15 protein-coding genes are annotated in these 17,201 nt (G+C 69.6%); 3 read left to right on the top strand and 12 right to left on the bottom strand.

Going from position 1 to position 17,201, the window contains the following annotated elements; translation table 11 throughout:
- The first annotated feature begins 25 nt into the window (after positions 1-25).
- Complete coding sequence (locus ACSHXN_RS13675) at positions 26-691, top strand: N-acetylmuramoyl-L-alanine amidase (RefSeq protein WP_355131755.1); 666 nt, start codon at positions 26-28, stop codon at positions 689-691.
- A 267-nt stretch (positions 692-958) separates the two neighbouring features.
- Here ACSHXN_RS13675 and ACSHXN_RS13680 read toward each other — a convergent pair whose 3' ends face one another.
- From ACSHXN_RS13680 to ACSHXN_RS13690, 3 genes are all read right to left on the bottom strand, one after another.
- The gene (locus ACSHXN_RS13680; RefSeq protein ID WP_355131754.1) at positions 959-2,122 is read right to left on the bottom strand and encodes a cysteine desulfurase family protein; all 1,164 of its coding nucleotides are present in this window, start codon (positions 2,120-2,122) and stop codon (positions 959-961) included.
- Between the two features lie 116 nt (positions 2,123-2,238).
- Positions 2,239-2,535, bottom strand: a complete 297-nt coding sequence (locus ACSHXN_RS13685; protein WP_383357085.1) for a DUF4190 domain-containing protein — start codon at positions 2,533-2,535, stop codon at positions 2,239-2,241.
- 38 nt (positions 2,536-2,573) lie between these two features.
- The gene (locus ACSHXN_RS13690) at positions 2,574-2,741 is read right to left on the bottom strand and encodes a hypothetical protein (RefSeq protein WP_355131753.1); all 168 of its coding nucleotides are present in this window, start codon (positions 2,739-2,741) and stop codon (positions 2,574-2,576) included.
- 128 nt (positions 2,742-2,869) lie between these two features.
- Here ACSHXN_RS13690 and ACSHXN_RS13695 point away from each other — a divergent pair, with 128 nt between their 5' ends.
- On the top strand, positions 2,870-3,496 hold the full coding sequence (locus ACSHXN_RS13695) for a TetR family transcriptional regulator (protein ID WP_438303174.1): 627 nt from the start codon (positions 2,870-2,872) through the stop codon (positions 3,494-3,496).
- Positions 3,497-4,193: 697 nt separating this feature from the next.
- On the opposite strand, the gene ACSHXN_RS13700 is transcribed toward ACSHXN_RS13695, so the two are convergent.
- Positions 4,194-5,057, bottom strand: a complete 864-nt coding sequence (locus ACSHXN_RS13700; RefSeq protein ID WP_356111072.1) for a thioesterase family protein — start codon at positions 5,055-5,057, stop codon at positions 4,194-4,196.
- Positions 5,058-5,275: 218 nt separating this feature from the next.
- Here ACSHXN_RS13700 and ACSHXN_RS13705 point away from each other — a divergent pair, with 218 nt between their 5' ends.
- On the top strand, positions 5,276-6,502 hold the full coding sequence (locus tag ACSHXN_RS13705; protein ID WP_438303175.1) for an alpha/beta hydrolase: 1,227 nt from the start codon (positions 5,276-5,278) through the stop codon (positions 6,500-6,502).
- Here ACSHXN_RS13705 and ACSHXN_RS13710 read toward each other — a convergent pair.
- From ACSHXN_RS13710 to ACSHXN_RS13745, 8 genes are all read right to left on the bottom strand, one after another.
- Complete coding sequence (locus ACSHXN_RS13710) at positions 6,411-7,067, bottom strand: trimeric intracellular cation channel family protein (RefSeq protein ID WP_355798778.1); 657 nt, start codon at positions 7,065-7,067, stop codon at positions 6,411-6,413. The genes ACSHXN_RS13705 and ACSHXN_RS13710 overlap by 92 nt on opposite strands.
- A 68-nt stretch (positions 7,068-7,135) precedes the next feature.
- Positions 7,136-8,527 carry a M1 family metallopeptidase gene (locus tag ACSHXN_RS13715; protein WP_356294465.1) on the bottom strand — a complete coding sequence of 464 codons (1,392 nt, stop codon included), beginning with the start codon at positions 8,525-8,527 and terminating at the stop codon, positions 7,136-7,138.
- A 97-nt stretch (positions 8,528-8,624) separates the two neighbouring features.
- Positions 8,625-10,010 (bottom strand): ABC transporter ATP-binding protein, encoded by a 1,386-nt coding sequence (locus ACSHXN_RS13720; RefSeq protein ID WP_438303176.1) that lies wholly within the window; start codon positions 10,008-10,010, stop codon positions 8,625-8,627.
- A 14-nt stretch (positions 10,011-10,024) separates the two neighbouring features.
- A complete protein-coding gene (locus ACSHXN_RS13725; protein ID WP_355131747.1) occupies positions 10,025-11,107 on the bottom strand; it encodes an ABC transporter ATP-binding protein in 1,083 nt (360 codons plus the stop codon).
- Positions 11,104-12,114 (bottom strand): ABC transporter permease, encoded by a 1,011-nt coding sequence (locus ACSHXN_RS13730; protein ID WP_355131746.1) that lies wholly within the window; start codon positions 12,112-12,114, stop codon positions 11,104-11,106. The genes ACSHXN_RS13725 and ACSHXN_RS13730 overlap by 4 nt, the downstream gene beginning before the upstream one ends.
- Before the next feature lie 90 nt (positions 12,115-12,204).
- Positions 12,205-13,959, bottom strand: coding sequence for an ABC transporter substrate-binding protein (locus tag ACSHXN_RS13735; protein WP_355131745.1), 1,755 nt, complete (start codon positions 13,957-13,959; stop codon positions 12,205-12,207).
- A gap of 27 nt (positions 13,960-13,986) precedes the next feature.
- On the bottom strand, positions 13,987-14,985 hold the full coding sequence (locus tag ACSHXN_RS13740) for an ABC transporter permease (RefSeq protein ID WP_355131744.1): 999 nt from the start codon (positions 14,983-14,985) through the stop codon (positions 13,987-13,989).
- Between the two features lie 1,150 nt (positions 14,986-16,135).
- A complete protein-coding gene (locus ACSHXN_RS13745) occupies positions 16,136-16,936 on the bottom strand; it encodes an enhanced serine sensitivity protein SseB C-terminal domain-containing protein (RefSeq protein WP_355131743.1) in 801 nt (266 codons plus the stop codon).
- Positions 16,937-17,201: the final 265 nt, after the last annotated feature.

Raw genomic sequence — 17,201 nt, forward strand, 5'->3', positions numbered from 1 at the left:
CGCGTGAGTATCCGTTGACGATCACATGGGGGACAACAGGACGGGGAAGGACGGCGACCGGCGGCCCGGGCGCCGGGCGCTCATCGTCGGAGGCGCCGCGGCCGCGGTGGGCACGGCGGCGCTGGCGCGGGAGGAGCTCGCGCACCTGTGGTGGCGGCTGCCCGGCGTCGAGAAGCCCCGTGTCGAGGGCGCGGTGGACTTCCGGGGGGCCCGGTGGGTGGCGGCCTCGCCGGCGAACCTGCGGCGTGCCGACCGGCCCGACGACTACGTCATAGACCGCGTGATCATCCACGTCACCCAGGGCGGTTACCGCAGCGCGGTACGGGCCTTCCAGGACGCGGGGCACGGCGCGGCGGCGCACTACATCGTGCGCAGGGACGGCGGCGTCACACAGATGATCCGCGAGCTGGACGTGGCGTTCCACGCGGGCAACCGGGCGTACAACGAGCGCAGTGTCGGCATCGAGCACGAGGGGTTCGTGGAGAACGCCTCCTCGTTCACGGACGCCATGTACGAGGCGTCCGCCCGGCTCACGGCGGCGATATGCGGGCGCTACGGCATGGCCGTGGACCGGGAGCACATCATCGGGCACGTGGAGGTGCCGGGCACGGACCACACGGATCCGGGCCCGCACTGGGACTGGGGCCGCTACATGAGGCTCGTACGGCGGGCCCGGACGGCCCGGGCGTAGCGGCGGAGCAGCCGGCCAAGGATGTGACACACATCACACCTCACAGATTACCGCGGGCGGCCTTCTCGAAACGTGGGGCCAACGCGTCCCACGCTTCACATATGACCTGGTGAACGTCGAATGGGCTTCATTTCAGCGGGAGTCGGGACGTGCAGCCGCGCACCCGCCGGTGCGGGCCTGCACGGCATCCGTCCGAGTCGACCCCACGCCTTGCACTGCCCCCGGGTCAAGCGCCGTGCACCGTGACCCGCGCCACAGCCTCCGCCCTCAGGTCAGCCCCGCGGTGCGGGCACGCTCCACCGCGGGTCCGATCGCCTTGGCGACCGCCTCCACATCGGCCTCCGTGGACGTGTGCCCCAGGGAGAAGCGCAGGGTGCCGCGGGCGAGGTCCGGAGCGGCGCCGGTGGCGAGCAGCACATGGCTCGGCTGGGCGACCCCGGCGGTGCAGGCGGAGCCGGTGGAGCACTCGATGCCCTGTGCGTCCAGCAGCAGGAGCAGGGAGTCGCCCTCGCAGCCGGGGAAGGTGAAGTGGGCGTTGGCCGGGAGCCGGTGCACCGGATCGCCTCCCAGGATCGCGTCGGGGACTGCCGAACGGACCGCCGCGATCAGGCCGTCGCGCAGGGCGCCGATCTCCCGGGCGAACCACTCACGCTGCTCGGCGGCGAGCCTCCCGGCCACGGCGAAGGAGGCGATGGCCGGTACATCGAGGGTGCCGGAGCGCACATGCCGCTCCTGTCCGCCGCCGTGCAGGACCGGGACGGGGCTGTACTGACGGCCGAGGATCAGCGCGCCGATCCCGTACGGACCGCCGATCTTGTGGCCCGAGACGGTCATCGCGGCGAGACCGGAGTCCTCGAAGTCCACCGGGACCTGGCCGAACGCCTGGACCGCGTCGGAGTGCACCGGGATGCCGAACTCCGCGGCGACCTCGACGAGTTCACGGACCGGCATGACCGTGCCGATCTCGTTGTTGGCCCACATGGCCGTGACGAGCGCGACGTCCTCGGGGTTGCGGGCGATGGCCTCGCGCAGCTCCTCCGGCCGGACACGGCCGTAGGAGTCGACGGGCAGGTATTCGACCGTTGCGCCCTCGTGCTCGCCGAGCCAGTGCACCGCGTCGAGGACGGCATGGTGTTCGACGGGGCTGGAGAGCACGCGTGTACGGGCCGGGTCGGCGTCGCGGCGGGACCAGTACAGGCCCTTCACCGCGAGGTTGTCGGCCTCGGTGCCGCCCGAGGTGAAGACGACCTCGCTCGGACGGGCGCCCAGCGCCTCGGCCAGGGTTTCGCGCGCCTCTTCGACGGTTCGTCTGGCACGGCGGCCGGATGCGTGCAGCGAGGAGGCGTTGCCGGTGATGCCGAGTTGCGCGGTCAGTGCCTCGACCGCCTCGGGAAGCATCGGAGTGGTCGCGGCGTGGTCGAGGTAAGCCATGGTGGGCCTGATTCTACGGGCCTGTCCTGCGCGGTCCGAGCCCCGGAGCCCCCTGCGCGGCTGCCGGCGGTCGGCCCGTCGTCCGCGGGTCCGGCCGTCGGCGTGCGGGCCGCTGCCTACAGGCTCCAGGACACGGTGTGGTCCAGCTGCATGGCGGTCACGAGGACCACCAGGTCCGCGACGCCCAGACCCAGACCCAGGAGCGCGCGGGCTCGGCGTCCGGTGCCGCGCCACAGGGCCACGGCGGCCAGGGTGATCGCGATGGGACCGAGGAGGATGTTCAGCACGAGGAGGCCGAGCAGGCCCAGGATGAAGGACGCGACGGCCATGCCGTCCGCGTCGCGGCTCCCCTCGGCGCGGGCCGGTGCGGCGCCGCCTTCGGCGTGTGCGGTTCGTACGGCGGTGAGATGCATGATGCGTCGGCTCCCGACGGTCGGTTCGTGTGCGCGGTTCAGTGGGCGGACGTCTGCCGCCTGCGCCCGTGCCGCTCGCGGATCGCGAAGACCACGAGCCACCCGGCGATCACGCCTGCGGCGACGAGGGTGACGGGGAGCGGGGTGTGGGCCACGGTTCCCATGACCATGCCCAGCAGTAGGAGTGCGGCGACGAGGAACAGCATCGGATCCCCTCCGGTATGCCTCTCAGGACGGTTCGGTGAACGATTGTGGTTACAGTTGTTCACTGACTATGGAGTCTAGCGCGTCCGACGGCTTTCCAATTCCGGAGAACAGTTGTTAACTGCATGGCATGAGTCACACCCTCGGCATCCGGCAGGCCCAGAAGCGGAAGACCCGGCAGGCGCTCCTGGACGCGGCCCTGGGGCTACTGGAGGAGCAGAGCCTGAGCAGCCTGGGCCTGCGCGAGGTCACCCGCGCCGTCGGTGTAGCCCCGACCGCCTTCTACCGGCACTTCCGGTCGACCGCGGACCTCGGCGTGGAACTGGTGGAGGAGGCGCTCGGCAGCCTCCACCCGATGATCGGGTCGACGGTGTCCGCTACCGGCGACAGCGACGAACGCATCACCCGCGCCGTCGATCTGATCGCCCGCCATGTCGACGCGTACCCCGCCCATGTGCGCTTCATCGCACGTGAGCGGCACGGTGGCGTCCAGCCGGTCCGGGAGGCGATCCGCCGTCAACTGGCGCGGTTCGCCGAAGAGGTGAAGGTGGCGCTGGCCGACCACCCCGAGTCCGCGGGGTGGAGCAACGAGGACCTGCTGATGCTCGCGGGCCTGTACGTCGACCAGATGCTGATGACCGCCTCCCAGTTCCTGGAGGCGATGGAGGGTCCCGCCGAGGAGCGTGAGCGGGTGGCCCGAACGGCGGCGCAGCGGCTGCGGCTCGTCGGCATCGGCCGCCACCACTGGCAGGACTGACCGGCGCGCACCCCGCGCCCCGACGGAGCGCGGCGCACGCTCCCGCCCGGCAGACCGGACGGACGTCAGGAACGCAAGCAGGACCACGCCGACCGCCACCACCCGCAGACAGGAACGACCGGCGCCCGCGGTCCGGACCACGCCGGCCGGCCACGCCCACGCACACGACGCACGACACAGCCGCACCCCGCGGAGCACCACGCACACTCCTGCCCGGCACACCGGACGGCCGTCAGGACGCCAGCCGGACCACGCCGACCGCCACCACCGACGGGACCGACCGGCACCCCGGGTCCGGCCCACACCGGGCCGCCCGCACACCACGCGACACAGCCGCACCCCGCGGAGCACCACGCACACTCCTGCCCGGCACACCGGACGGCCGTCAGGACGCCAGCCGGACCACGCCGACCGCCACCACCGACGGGACCGACCGGCACCCCGGGTCCGGCCCACACCGGGCCGCCCGCACACCACGCGACACAGCCGCACCCCGCGGAGCACCACGCACACTCCCGTCCGGCAGACCGGACGCACGTCAGGACGCCAGCAGGACCACGCCGACCGCCGCCACCCGCAGACAGGAACGACCGGCGCCCGCGGTCCGGACCACGCCGGCCGCCCAGGCCCACGCACACGACACAGCCGCACCCCGCGGAGCTCCGCGCACACTGCCGCCCGGCAGACCGGACGGATGTCAGGACGCCAGCCGGACCCGGGCCAGCTGCCGGGACTGCGCGACCAGACGGTCCGTGCTGTCCCAGACCTCGGCGTCCTCCTCCAGGAATCCGCCGGCGAGGTTGCGCGTGGTGATCGACACCCTGAGCGGACCCGGCGCCGGGCGGCACCGCACGTGCACGGTCAGCTCGACGGTCGGCACCCAGCCCGAGATCCCGAGCTCGAAGGCGGTGGGCGGCAGGGCGTCCACCGCGAGCAGCAGGGACAGCGGGTCCGCGTCGCGGCCGTCGGCCAGCCCGAACCACGCCCTCATCTCGCCCTTCCCGGACGGCGAGCCGAGCGCCCAGCCGAGTGTCGCGGGATCTAGCCGGAGCTTGAGCCGGTCGGTGATGGCCGAGCCGCCGGAGACCGGCGCCGGTCCGTCCTCGGGACCGAAGCACCGGTCCGGTGGCGGGATGGCGGGCGGCTTCGCGCTCGTACGGACGTCGTCGGGCAGGGAGTCCAGATCGCCGTACGAGGCGAGGACGCGGATCCGTTCGACCTCGTTGCCCTCGTCGTCGTACTGGAAGAGCGACGCCTGGCCGGTGGAGAGGGTGCGGCCGGCGCGGACCACGTCCGTGCGGATCACCGCGGGTCCCGGCCGGGAGGCGGTGAGGTAGTGCGCGGAGACGGTGAACGGGTCGCGGTGCGGCAGCGCGTCCCCGAGGGCGCGGCCCAGTACGGCCAGCAGATAGCCGCCGTTGACGGCGTTGACGATCGTCCAGCCGGCGGAGAGGTCGATCCCGTAGACGCCGGGCTCCCGGAGGGTGACCGCGGTGTCCCGGTCGAACTCGCTGTCGCCGATCGCGGCGCGCGCGGCCTGCGCGGTAGCTGCTTCTGCCATGCCTGAACGGTACAACAAGAAATTACTAAGCAGTAGCTTTTTTCGCTACGACTCCCTGACGGTTCCGCTGAATCCATACGGATCCGGACACCCATAGGTGAGATTTTGGCAATTTCTGAGTAAGTGTCCGCACTCGTCCGTGACCGATGCCCTCCTGTCTCCCTCTCAGAAGACGTACAGCGTGATCCGCACGTTCACAGGAAGAGACGGATACGCCGATGAGTCTGACCGGGACGCCGTTCCTCTTCACATCGATCGCCCTGGTGACGGTCGCCCTGCTCCTGCCGCTGCTCCTGTGGTCGCGGATCCGCGGCCCGATGGCGCTCCGGCACGTCGCCCGGGTCCTGATGCTGCTGTTCGCCCAGACGACGGCGATCACCCTGGTCTTCGTCATGGTCAACAACGCCAACAACCTGTACGACGACTGGGCGGACCTCCTCGGCACGGGCAACCATGTGCAGCGGGCCGCCGACCTCGGCAAGGACGGCACGGGCGGCATCCAGGTCAAGGCGCTGCCCAAGGTGCGCCAGACGTTCACGCCGGCCGACGGCGCCGGCACGCACGCGGCCGGCGGGGTGCGCGTCACCCAGCTCAGGGGCCGGGTGTCGGGCGTCGAGGCCGAGGTCTACGTCTGGCTGCCGCCGCAGTACGACGAGCCCTCCTACCGGAACAGAAAGTTCCCGGTGGTGGAACTGCTGTCCGGGTATCCCGGCTCGGCCAAGGCCTGGTTCGGATCACTGAGGGTGCACGAGCAACTGCTGCCGCTGATGCGCAGCGGGCAGGTGGCGCCGTTCATCCTCGTGGCCCCGCGCACCAACCTCATCGCGAAGGTCGACACCGGCTGCGCGAACATCCCGGGCGTCGTGAACGCCGACACCTGGCTCAGCATCGACGTGCCCAAGATGGTGACGGACAACTTCCGCGCCCGGTCCGCGCCGGACGGCTGGGCGGCCGCCGGATACTCCGCCGGTGCGCACTGCGCCGCCAAGCTCGTCGTGGCGCACCCCGACCGGTACCGGGCCGCGATCAGCCTGTCCGGCTACAACGACCCGATCGGCGAACGCCACTCGCTGGCCGCGCGGAGCCTGTCGCTCCGCCGGGAGAACAACCCGTTCCTGCTGCTGAGGGGCTACCGCACGCCGCCCCGGATCTCTCTGTACCTGTCCGGCCAGCTGGGCGACGGCTACCAGGCCGCGGTGGCGCTTCGGGCCCTCGCCGCGCCGCCGACGACGGTCCGCGCGGTGCTGATCCCGCGCAGTGCGGGGGGCCACAGCATGGCCCTGTGGCGGCCCCAGATCCCGTACGTCTTCACCTGGCTCACCCAGCAGATGACCGGCACGGCGGTCACCGGGACTACTCCTCGGCAACCGTGGAGCGACGATTCCAGGCCCGCGGCGCTCGCCAGTGGAACCTCATCGCCAGCAGCCGTAGTACGAAGGCGGTGACCACGGCGAGCCCGGACGTCAAGGGCGTCAGCACCTCGTAGCGGATGCATATCGCCACCATCGTGGCGCCGACGATCGCCGGTACCGCGTACAGGTCCCGGTCCCAGCGCAGCAGCGAGGGCACCTCGTTGGCGAGGACGTCGCGCAGCACCCCGCCGCCCACGGCCGTGGCCAGGCCCAGGGCGGCGGACGAGGTGAGTCCGAGCCCGTGGTCGTACGCCTTCGTCGTGCCGGCGACGCAGAACAGCCCGAGACCGGCCGCGTCGAAGACGTTGACGGCGACCTGGATGCGCTCCACCTGCGGGTGGAGGAAGAAGACCAGCAGGGCGGCGAGCAGCGGAGTCAGGAAGTACCCGAGGTCGGTGAAGGCGGCCGGCGGCACGGCGCCGATGACGATGTCACGGAACAGCCCTCCGCCCAGCGCGGTGACCTCGGCGAGCACGGCGATGCCGAAGACGTCGAAGTTCTTGCGGACGGCCAGCAGCGCGCCGGAGATCGCGAAGACGAAGATGCCGACGAGATCCAGTGTGTGCTGGACGGAGGGGCTGAACAATTGCTGGAGCACCCTTATATTCTCACCCACCGGCGAGGGTGCACCTTACAAACCAAGGTGAAAGAAGCGAAACGCCAGGGTTACAGGGCGGGCTTCCCCGTCGTGAAGAGCCACTTCTGGAACAGGTCGTCGAGCTGCTGTCCGGAGATCTTCTCCGCGAGCCGCATGAAGTCGTCCGTGTTGGCGTTGCCGTACCGGTGGAGCTTGGTCCAGGCCGGCAGCAGCTTGAAGAACGCGGTGTCGCCGATGCGCTCGCGCAGCGCCTGGAGCGTCATCGCGCCCCGCTGGTAGACCGCGGAGGCGAACATCGTGTCGCGCTGCGGGTCCGCCACCTCGACCTGCCAGAAGGAGCTGTCGGCCGGGCGGGCGTTGTATCCCGCGAGGAAGGAGTCGTGCGCGGAGGCGGTGCCCCTGTGCTCGCTCCACAGCCACTGGGCGTAGGTCGCGAAGCCCTCGTTGAGCCAGATGTCCTTCCAGTGCTCCACCGAGACCGAGTCGCCGAACCACTGATGGGCGAGCTCGTGCACGATGGTCGACTCCGAGCGGACGGCCGAGTACGCGGGCTTCGACTGGACCTCCAGCGAGAAGCCCGCCTCCGGCATGTCGTCGACGATGGCGCCGGTCTCCTCGAAGGGGTACGGCCCGAAGATCTTCGACCAGTAGTCGGTGGCCTCGGCGGTGACGCCGTACACGTCGACGCTGTTGCTGTCGGCCAGGACGGGGTCGATGGCGACGTAGATCGGGATGCCGGACGGGGTCCTGCCGGTCTTCACGTCGAACTTGCCGATGGTCGCCGTCGCCAGGTACGTCGCCATCGGCCTGGACTCGCGCCAGTGGGTGACGGTCCGGCCGCCCTCGCCGTGGGTGGATATCAGGCGGCCGTTGGAGACGGCGGTCAGGCCCTTGGGTGCCGTGATGCGGATGTCGTAGGTGGCCTTGTCCGACGGGTGGTCGCTGGAGGGGAACCAGGTGGAGGCGGCGTTGGGCTCGCAGGCGACGAAGACTCCGTCGGCCGTCTTCATCCACCCGTAGCTGGAGCCGAAGACGATGGGACCGCCCAGCGGTTCCGGGACGCCGCCGTAGGTGACGGCGACCGTGAAGTCCCGGCCCTTGGACAGGACGCCCTTCGGGGTGATGCGTATCTCGTCGCCCTCGCGCGTGAAATGGGCGCGTCTGCCGTTCACTTCGACCCCCGTGACCTGGAGCTTCTGCAGGTCGAGATCGAAGGAGGAGAGGTTCTGGGTGGCGCGGGCCGTCAGCGTCGTACGGCCGTCGAGCCGGTCGGTGTCCGGGTTGTACGCCACGTCGAGGGCGTAGTGGCGGGCGTCGAAGCCGCCGTTGCCCAGCTGCGGGAAGTAGGGGTCACCGATGCCGTCGGCTCCCGGGCGGGGAGCGGAGGAGGCGGCGATGGCGAGGAAGGAGGCCGCCGCGGTGACGAGGACCCCTAAGCGTGCCGAACGGGAGAGTGCCATGAGTCGTCCCTTCGAGCGTGCTGTCGATCAGACGGACACGCCAGACTCTGCGCTCTCCCGTTCGGGCATGTGCATGACTTTGCCAACTCGTCATGCGTTACTTCTCCGTTGACTCCTGTCCCGCCGAAGCCTCCGGCTTGCCGGACTCCGCGGAGGCGTCCGCGTCGGCGGCAGGCCCGGACTCGTCGGAGTCCTCGGAGGCACCGGACTCCTCCGGAGCGTCCTGTGACCCCTCGGTGTCGGACGCGGCCTCGGCAGCCCCGGCACCCTCGGCCTCGGCGACCGCGGGCCCCTCGGCGACCGCGGGCCCCTCGGCGGCGGCCTCGGCCGCCACCTCGGCGGCAACCGCCGCCGACGTCTGGGCCGACTCCTCCAGCACCTCCTCGGGCACCAGCTCCGCGGCCTCCTTGGCGTCGGACAGCAGCACCGTGTCCTGCGGGGCCTGGTCCTCGAAGTTCTCCGGGTGGTGGCAGGCCACCCGCTGCCCGGGCTTCAGCTCGAGAAGCTGCGGCTCGGTGGTGCGGCAGATCTCCGTCGCCTTCCAGCACCGAGTGTGGAAGCGGCAGCCGCTCGGCGGCGAGATCGGCGAGGGAACGTCACCCCTGAGCAGGATGCGCTCGCTCTTCTCGTTCTTGCGCTTCGGGTCCGGGATCGGCACGGCCGACATCAGCGCCTTGGTGTACGGGTGCATCGGCGCCTTGTACAGCGAGTCGCGGTCGGAGAGCTCCACGACCTTGCCGAGGTACATCACCGCGATCCGGTCCGAGACGTGCCGGACGACCGACAGGTCGTGCGCGATGATCACGTAGGTCAGCCCCAGCTCCTCCTGGAGGTCGTCCAGCAGGTTCACGACCTGCGCCTGGATCGACACGTCCAGTGCGGAGACCGGCTCGTCGGCCACGACCAGCTTCGGGCTGAGCGCGAGTGCGCGGGCGATGCCGATGCGCTGGCGCTGACCACCGGAGAACTCGTGCGGGTAGCGGTTGTAGTGCTCCGGGTTGAGACCCACGACCGACAGCAGCCGCTGCACCTCCTTCTTGATGCCGCCCTCGGGCTCGACGCCCTGGAGCTTGAAGGGGGCGCCCACGATGGTGCCGATGGTGTGACGCGGGTTCAGCGAGGAGTACGGGTCCTGGAAGATCATCTGCACATCGCGGCGCAGCGGACGCATCCCGCCGACGCCGAGGTGCGTGATGTCCTTGCCCTCGAACTCGACCGTGCCCGCGGTCGGTTCCAGCAGCCGCGTGATCAGCCGGCCCATGGTCGACTTGCCGCAGCCGGACTCGCCCACGACGCCCAGGGTCTCGCCCTTGCGCACCTCGAAGTCGATGCCGTCGACGGCGCGCACCGACCCCGTCTGCCGCTGGAGCAGGCCCTTGCGGATCGGGAAGTGCTTCTGGAGCCCCGTCACCTTCAGCAGGATCTCGCCGGACTGCGACCCCCCGGTGGGGGCGGCACTGTCACTCTGCGCAGGGATGTTCACTGCTTTTTCGTCGCTCACAGCTTCGGCGCAATCTCTTCGGTCCAGATACGCTCCCGCTGCTCCTGCGTCATGTGGCAGGCCGCCCAGTGCCGGCCGCCGACTTCGGCCAGCTCGGGGCGGACCGTGCGGGTGACGTTGTCCTTCGGGATGTCCGCGTACGGGCAGCGCGGGTTGAAGGCGCAGCCGGACGGGACGTTGATCAGGGAGGGCGGGGAGCCCTTGATCGGGATGAGGCGGTCCATGTCGTCGCGGTCGAGACGCGGCATCGAGCCGAGCAGGCCCCAGGTGTAGGGGTGGCGGGGCTCGGAGAACACCGACTCGGCGGGCCCGCGCTCCACGCAGCGGCCTCCGTACATGACCAGCAGGTCGTCGGCCATCTCGGCGACGACACCGAGGTCGTGCGTGATCATGATGACCGCGGAGCCGAACTCCTTCTGCAGATCCCGGATCAGGTCGAGGATCTGCGCCTGCACGGTGACGTCCAGGGCGGTGGTCGGCTCGTCGGCGATGAGCAGCTCGGGGTTGTTCACCAGCGCCATCGCGATCATCGCGCGCTGGCGCATACCGCCGGAGAACTCGTGCGGGTAGCCGTCCACCCGCTTGTCGGGCTCGGGAATGCCGACCCGGTCCAGCATCTCGATCGCGCGCTTCTTGGCGACCTTCTTGCTGACGCTGTGGTGGACCCGGTAGGCCTCCACGATCTGCGTCCCGACCGTGTAGTAAGGATGCATGGCCGACAGCGGGTCCTGGAAGATCATCGCCATCTTGCGGCCGCGCATGCGGCGCACCTCGTCGGGATCGGCCTCGATCAGTTCCTGACCGTCGAGCCACACCTCGCCGGAGACCTTGGCGTTGGCCGAGCGGTGCAGGCCCATCACGCCGAGCGAGGTGACGGACTTGCCGGAGCCGGACTCACCGACGATGCCCAGGGTCTTGCCCCGCCGCACGTCGAAGCTGACGCCGTCCACCGACTTGACCAGACCGTCGTCGGTCTGGAAGTGGATGCGCAGATCGCGAACGGAGAGGAACGCGTCGTCGGCGTCGGACGGGGCGACAGGGGCCGGCTCGCCCAGCGCCGCCTTTTCGAGCTTGCTCACGAGTACCTCACGCGGGGGTCGATGGCTGCGTACACCAGGTCGACGAGGAGATTGCAGAAAACGATGAAGAACGCGGCGACCAGGGTCACGGCCATCACGATGGGCAGGTCGTTGTCCCGGATGGCCTGGATCGAGTAGGCGCCGATCCCCTGGAGGGAGAAGACGGTCTCGGTGAGCACCGCGGTACCGACGAGCGTGCCGAAGTCCATGCCGAAGATGGTCACGATCGGGGTGAGCGTGGACCGCAGGCCGTGCTTGGCCACGACGGTGGACTCCTTGAGCCCCTTGGCCCGGGCCGTGCGGATGTAGTCCTCGCCCATCGTCTCGAGCATGCCCGCCCGGGTGAGCCGGGCATAGGTGGCCGAGAACAGGAACGCGAGGCTGATCCAGGGCAGCAGCAGGTGCCAGGCCCAGTCGGCCGGGTTCTGGGTGAACGGCACGTACTCCGTGCTGTCCCACACGGGCCATTGGTAGACGAACAGGGCGTTGATCACCTGGCCGGTGAAGAAGATCGGCAGCGAGACACCGGCGAGCGCGATGAACATCGCGAGGCGGTCCACCGGCTTGCCCTTGCGAAGGGCCGAGATGACACCGGTCGTCACACCGAAGATCAGCCAGATCACCGCCGCACCGACTGCCAGCGAGAAGGAGACCGGGATGCGCTGTGTGAGCTGAGGCCACACCTCGACGTGACTCTTGAAGGAGTACCCGAAGCAGGGGGCGCTGCAGTGCGTCGCATCGGGGCCGAACTTGTAGTCGGCGCCGACGAACAGGCCCTTGATGTAGTCCCAGTACTGGATGTAGATGGGCTGGTCGAATCCCAGGTTCTTCTTGATCGCCGCGATGGACTCGGGGTTGGCGTCCTTGCCGACGTACTGGGTGGCCAGCTGAGTGGCTGTCTGGCCGCCCAGGCGGGGGACCAGGAAGAAGATTGCGAAGGTGACTGCGCTGACCACCAGCAGCAGTACCACGGCGCCGAAGACGCGTCGGATGATGTACGCAGCCACAGCTGTGCGGCTCCGGGTGGCCGGGACGGAGTGTGTCCGTCCCGGCCACCCGGTGCCTTCACCTGCCTTTCGGGGGTATCCGGCCTGCTGTTACTTCGAGGAGCTCAGCAGCGTGTAGTCATACATGCCGAGGTACGCCTGCGTGACCGTGACGTTGGTCGCGGACGTAGGCCTGATCAGCAGGTTCTTGCGGTAGACGAGCGGGACGACGGAGCCGTTGTCCATGATCATCTTGTCGATGTCGCCCCAGGCCTTGGTGCGGGCCGTGGCGTCGGTGTTGGCGATGGCGTCGGCGAGGGCCTTGTTGATCGCCGGGTCGTTCAGCTCCATCAGGTTGTTGCCGCCCGAGGGCTTGATGGCCGAACCGTCGGTGATCTGGTCGAGGAAGCCGTAGCCGGTCGGCCAGTCGGCGCCCCACGCCATCATCATCATGCCGAGCTTGTGCTCGTGGACGTAGCTCGGGACACCGGCGAAGTTCGCGAAGTACTTGCCCGAGGGGAACTGCTTGATGTCGACCTTGATGCCGACGCCCTTGAGCGAGTTCTGGATCGCGGTGGCCGCGGCGACCTCGGAGGGACGGTCGGAGCGGGCCGTCAGCGTGGTGGAGAAGCCGTTCGGCTGACCGCACGCCTTCAGCTCGCCCTTGGCCTTGGCCGCGTCACCCTTGTTGCCCTGGGTCGGGTAGCTGTCGAACTTGGTGTAGCCGTTGACCGACGGCGGGAGCAGCGTGGTGGCCACGTCACCCTTGGGCGCGCCGCCCATGGCGTCGATCACCGACTGCTTGTCGAGGGCCCACTGGACGGCCTTGCGGCAGTGGACGTTGTCGAACGGGGCGACGTGCAGGTTCAGCGCCATGTAACTCGTCGCACCGGCGTACGAGTTGTCCGTCTGGGCGGAGTTCTTGCCCGCCAGCACCTTCGGCTGGGTCTGCGGCTGGACGCCCGCGCCGGTGATGTCGGCGGTGATCTTGTCAGCCAGCAGGTCGTTGTCGACGGTGACCGGGTTGACCTTGAACTTGACGTTGATCTTGTCCGGCAGCGCCTTGCGGATCGGGTCCGACTTCGGGTCCCAGTTCGGGTTGCGGACGAGGGAGGCGCTGGCGCCCTCCTCGTACGACTGGAACTTGTAGGGGCCCGAGGACACGATGTGCTGGACGTACTTGGCGCCGTCGTCCTTCGCCGCCGGCACGGGGGCCGTCTGGGAGAAGGTGGCCAGGTAGTCGAAGTCCGCGAACGGCTTCGCCAGGTGGAAGACGATCGTCTGGTCGTCCGGCGTCTCGATGGACTTCAGGCCATCGGGCGACTTGTCCTTGTAGGGACCCTTGTACTTGTCGCCGCCCTCGAGGTAGGCCTTGAAGTACGTCGGGCCGTTGGAGAGGGCCTCGGGCGCGAAGTTGGAGCGCTCGATCGCGTACTTGACGTCCTTGGACGTGATCGGCGTGCCGTCCTCGAACTTCAGGCCGGCACGCAGGTGGTACGTCCAGGTCTTGGCGTCGGCGCTGGCCTTGCCGAGGGACTCGGCGAGGTCCGGGACGACCGTGAGGCCGTCCTTGCCGGGGGCCGGCTTGAACGTGACGAGCGTACGCGCGTAGAGACGCGAGAAGTTCTGCACGAAGCCGTAGTACGTGTTGCCCGGGTCCAGGGAGTCCGGCACGTCCGAGTCCTCGAGGTTGACCGTCCCCCCCTTCTTGCTCGACGCGTTGACGATGGAGTCCAGCGCCGCGTCCTTCTTGGCGTTACCGCCGTTGCTGCTGTTGTTGCCGCCTCCGCCGCCGCCGCACGCGGCAGCGCCCAGCGAGAGCGCGATGACCGTCGCCACGGCGGCGGTTACCCTTCTCGTCTTCACGTGAGGAAAGCCCCCTCTATCGATGGATCACTTGCTGCGAGGATCGAGCGCATCACGCAGCCCGTCACCCAGCAGGTTGAATGCCAGGACGGTGATGAAGATCGCCATACCGGGCACGAACATGTACTGCGGATCTGCGGTGTAGAGATCCACGGCGTTGCTGAGCATGCCGCCCCAGGAGGCCTGCGGCGGAGCGATACCGACTCCGAGGAAGCTCAGCGCGGCCTCGAAGAGAATGTTCGTCGGAATGATCAGCGTCGAGTAGACGAGGATCGGTGCGACGAGGTTGGGGAGCAGCTCCCGGAACAGGATGTACGGGCCGCGGGCACCCAGGCTGTGGGCGGCCTCCACGAACTCCCTGCGCCGCAGCGTCATCGTCTGGGCGCGCACGATACGACCGATGTAGGGCCAGCTGAAGAAGCCGATCACGAAGATCAGCACGCAGATGCGCAGCGACAGGCCGTTCAGGCCGAAGAAGCCGTCCTGCACCGAGGCAGAGATGGCGATGGCGAAGAGCAGCAGCGGGAACGCCAGGAAGGTGTCCATGAGCCGGCTGATGATGCTGTCGATCCAGCCGCCGTAGTAGCCGGCGACGACGCCCAGCACGGTACCGATGACCACCGAAAGGAGCGTGGCACCGCCCGCGACCAGGAGCGAGACCCAGGAACCGTCGATGATGCGGGCGAGCATGTCGCGGCCGTACTGCGGGTCCACGCCCAGCGGGTGGGCCCAACTCATGCCGCCCCAGGCGCCCTTCGGCGCCAGCAGCGCAGGGTCGATGAGGTCCTGGTGGAACTTGTCGGGGTCGAGCCCGAAGATCCACTCGATCGGCTTGGCGAGCACCGCCATCAGCACCAGCAGGATGACGACGATGCCACCTGCCACCGCCACCTTGTCCCGCTTGAACCGGGTCCAGGCGATCTGGCTGAGGGAACGCCCCTCGATCTGGCTCTTCTTGGCCCCGGCGAGCACAGATTCGGGCGGCGCTCCGGCCTCCGCGCCGGTGGTCTCGATCGGTGCGGTCACAATGACCTGACCCCTCTGGCCGGTGGTCACCGGCCTTTGTCCGCCGCTGTGGGCGGCTTGATTCGCTTACGTGCTCCGCGGCGGCCGCACGATGGTGGCGGCTCAACTGTCCAACTGATCCAGTGATTGGTTCGATCGCAGGATCGATGGCCTCGCGTCTGAGAGGCGAGTCTTCAACGCGTTCACGATCACGCGCCAGGTCTGATGGAGAAAGTATGCGCAACCGTGATGACGACTGGGGGATTCTGTTATCCGGACAACGAGGAGCGCCTACCGGACGAGGGGCCGCCGAAACCTCGCCCGCGAAACATCCGACACTCCCGCACCGTTCGCACCTCGCGGTTGCAGCACTTGCAGGCCAGGAGGCCGGGAGTGCGCCGGCAGGGGTTTTCCCCCGTTGCGGGGCACTCCGATGCATCATGCACCGAAATTCCGGAGCCACCTCGCTTTCCTGCCAGCGAAGCTTTGCGATCCGGCGCGCGATCGCCACGGGCCCTCGGACGGCGGCCGCTGCCGGGTGCCGGGCAGGTCTTCACGGCCACGACGCCGGAGCGGGCGCCTCACCCCGGGTCGTGCTCGACGACATGCGTCGTCCGGGCCCGTCCCGCCGGCCGGAGACGAGCTGACACCCGGTCAGTATGACGCCGTACCTGCGGAACAGACCCTGTCTGTTGGGGAGAATCCGCACCGGGAACGATTCGCCTGTTGTGAGGGGGTCGCGGGTCCCCTGGCACCGAGTGCCTTCACGGAGGACGGGCGGCGCAGGCGGACACCGTTGACGGTCCTGTACGGGGCTGCGCCGCCGTCACCGCGCTTCGGGACCATGATCACGAGTTCGTCCGCCAGGCGGCCTTCCGCGGGCCGTCGAGCCCGGCACGCATCGTCGACCGGGGTGGACGGCGTACGGCGGCACCGCCGCCAGTGGTCATCGCGCAAGGGCATCCTGATGGGCAACTCGCCCGCAGCGCAGCACTGTTGAACGCGCCGAGCCGCGTGCGCGGCGAGGGGAGCTGCCCCGCGCGGCAGACGCGCATCCTCGGCCCTGGCTGCTGCCGCGCCGAACGCCGCGCCGCTGCGGCAGACACGTCGACGGCAGCGGCCGGCGCGGCGAGCGGTGCGGCGGGGAAGGAGAGGGAAAGGAAGAGGGAGGTCAGTAGCCCCCGCCGACCGGCGGATACCCGTAGCCTCCGGCCGCGGGAGCCTGGACCGGGGCCGCATGGGCCTCACGGTCGTAGAACGGGCGGGCGCCGGCGCGCAACCACAGCACGACGGGGTCGTAGTCGTCGGACATCACGACGGTCGAGACGGGCAGGCCGTCGGGCACGGCGCCGATCGACTGCTGCATCATCGCGCGTACCGAGTCGACGGCGGGCGGCGAGGTGTCGTACACATCCAGGCCGATCGCCAGGTACGGCGCGCCGAGGGCGGGCTGCACCCAGGCCCGGCGCAGCGAGCGGAGCGCGGGAGTGCGGTGCGCGTTCTGCGCGAGGAGGGCGTAGAACTGCGGGATCTCGATGGCCGGTTCGGACAGCCGCAGCGGTCCGGCGGGCTGGCGCTCGAGACCGGTGGCGATCCGTCGCAGATCCGGCCAGGGGATGCCGACACCGCCGCCCGGTGCGTGCGGGTTGAGCCACAGCCCGTAGTGGTCCGGGTAGAGGGTGCGGGCCACGTCGAGGCCGTCGACCACTTCGTACGAGCGGTTCCAGCCGCTGGCCGAGAGCTCCTGGGCGGAGGTGACACAGGGCGCGTAGCCGTGGCCGCCCACCTCCATGTTCCCGTACTGGGCGTCGGGGGAACCGGCCTGGCCGTGCCAGAGCAGCATCCAGACCTGGCCGGACGACGGGTTCGCGAGCGCGCGAAGAAGCGCCTCGTAGGCGTCGTAACGCCCGGGCGTCACCTGGCGCAGCATGTGCTCGACCTGCCCGGCCGCGGCCGTGCCCGACGCGCTCACCCTCTACCGCCCCTTCACCACGAACCTGACAACCCCGAAGGATGGCTCCGGAGCGTCGGCGCGAACCGAGCCGCACCGCCCCGACCGAGCCATTCTTCCTTGCCCGGGGACACCGCACCCCCATGTGGATCGCCGCGGGCCGGCCCCCGGCCGGTCGCGAGCTTCCCCCGCTCCGGCCATGAAACCAGGTTAAGGCGCCATCTTGACAGCAACTTGACGAGCGCCGCCCCACATCGTCCGGGCGTCGGGCGCCGCGCTCGCCGAC

This window comes from Streptomyces sp. HUAS TT11, from assembly GCF_051553595.1.
Classification (GTDB): domain Bacteria; phylum Actinomycetota; class Actinomycetes; order Streptomycetales; family Streptomycetaceae; genus Streptomyces.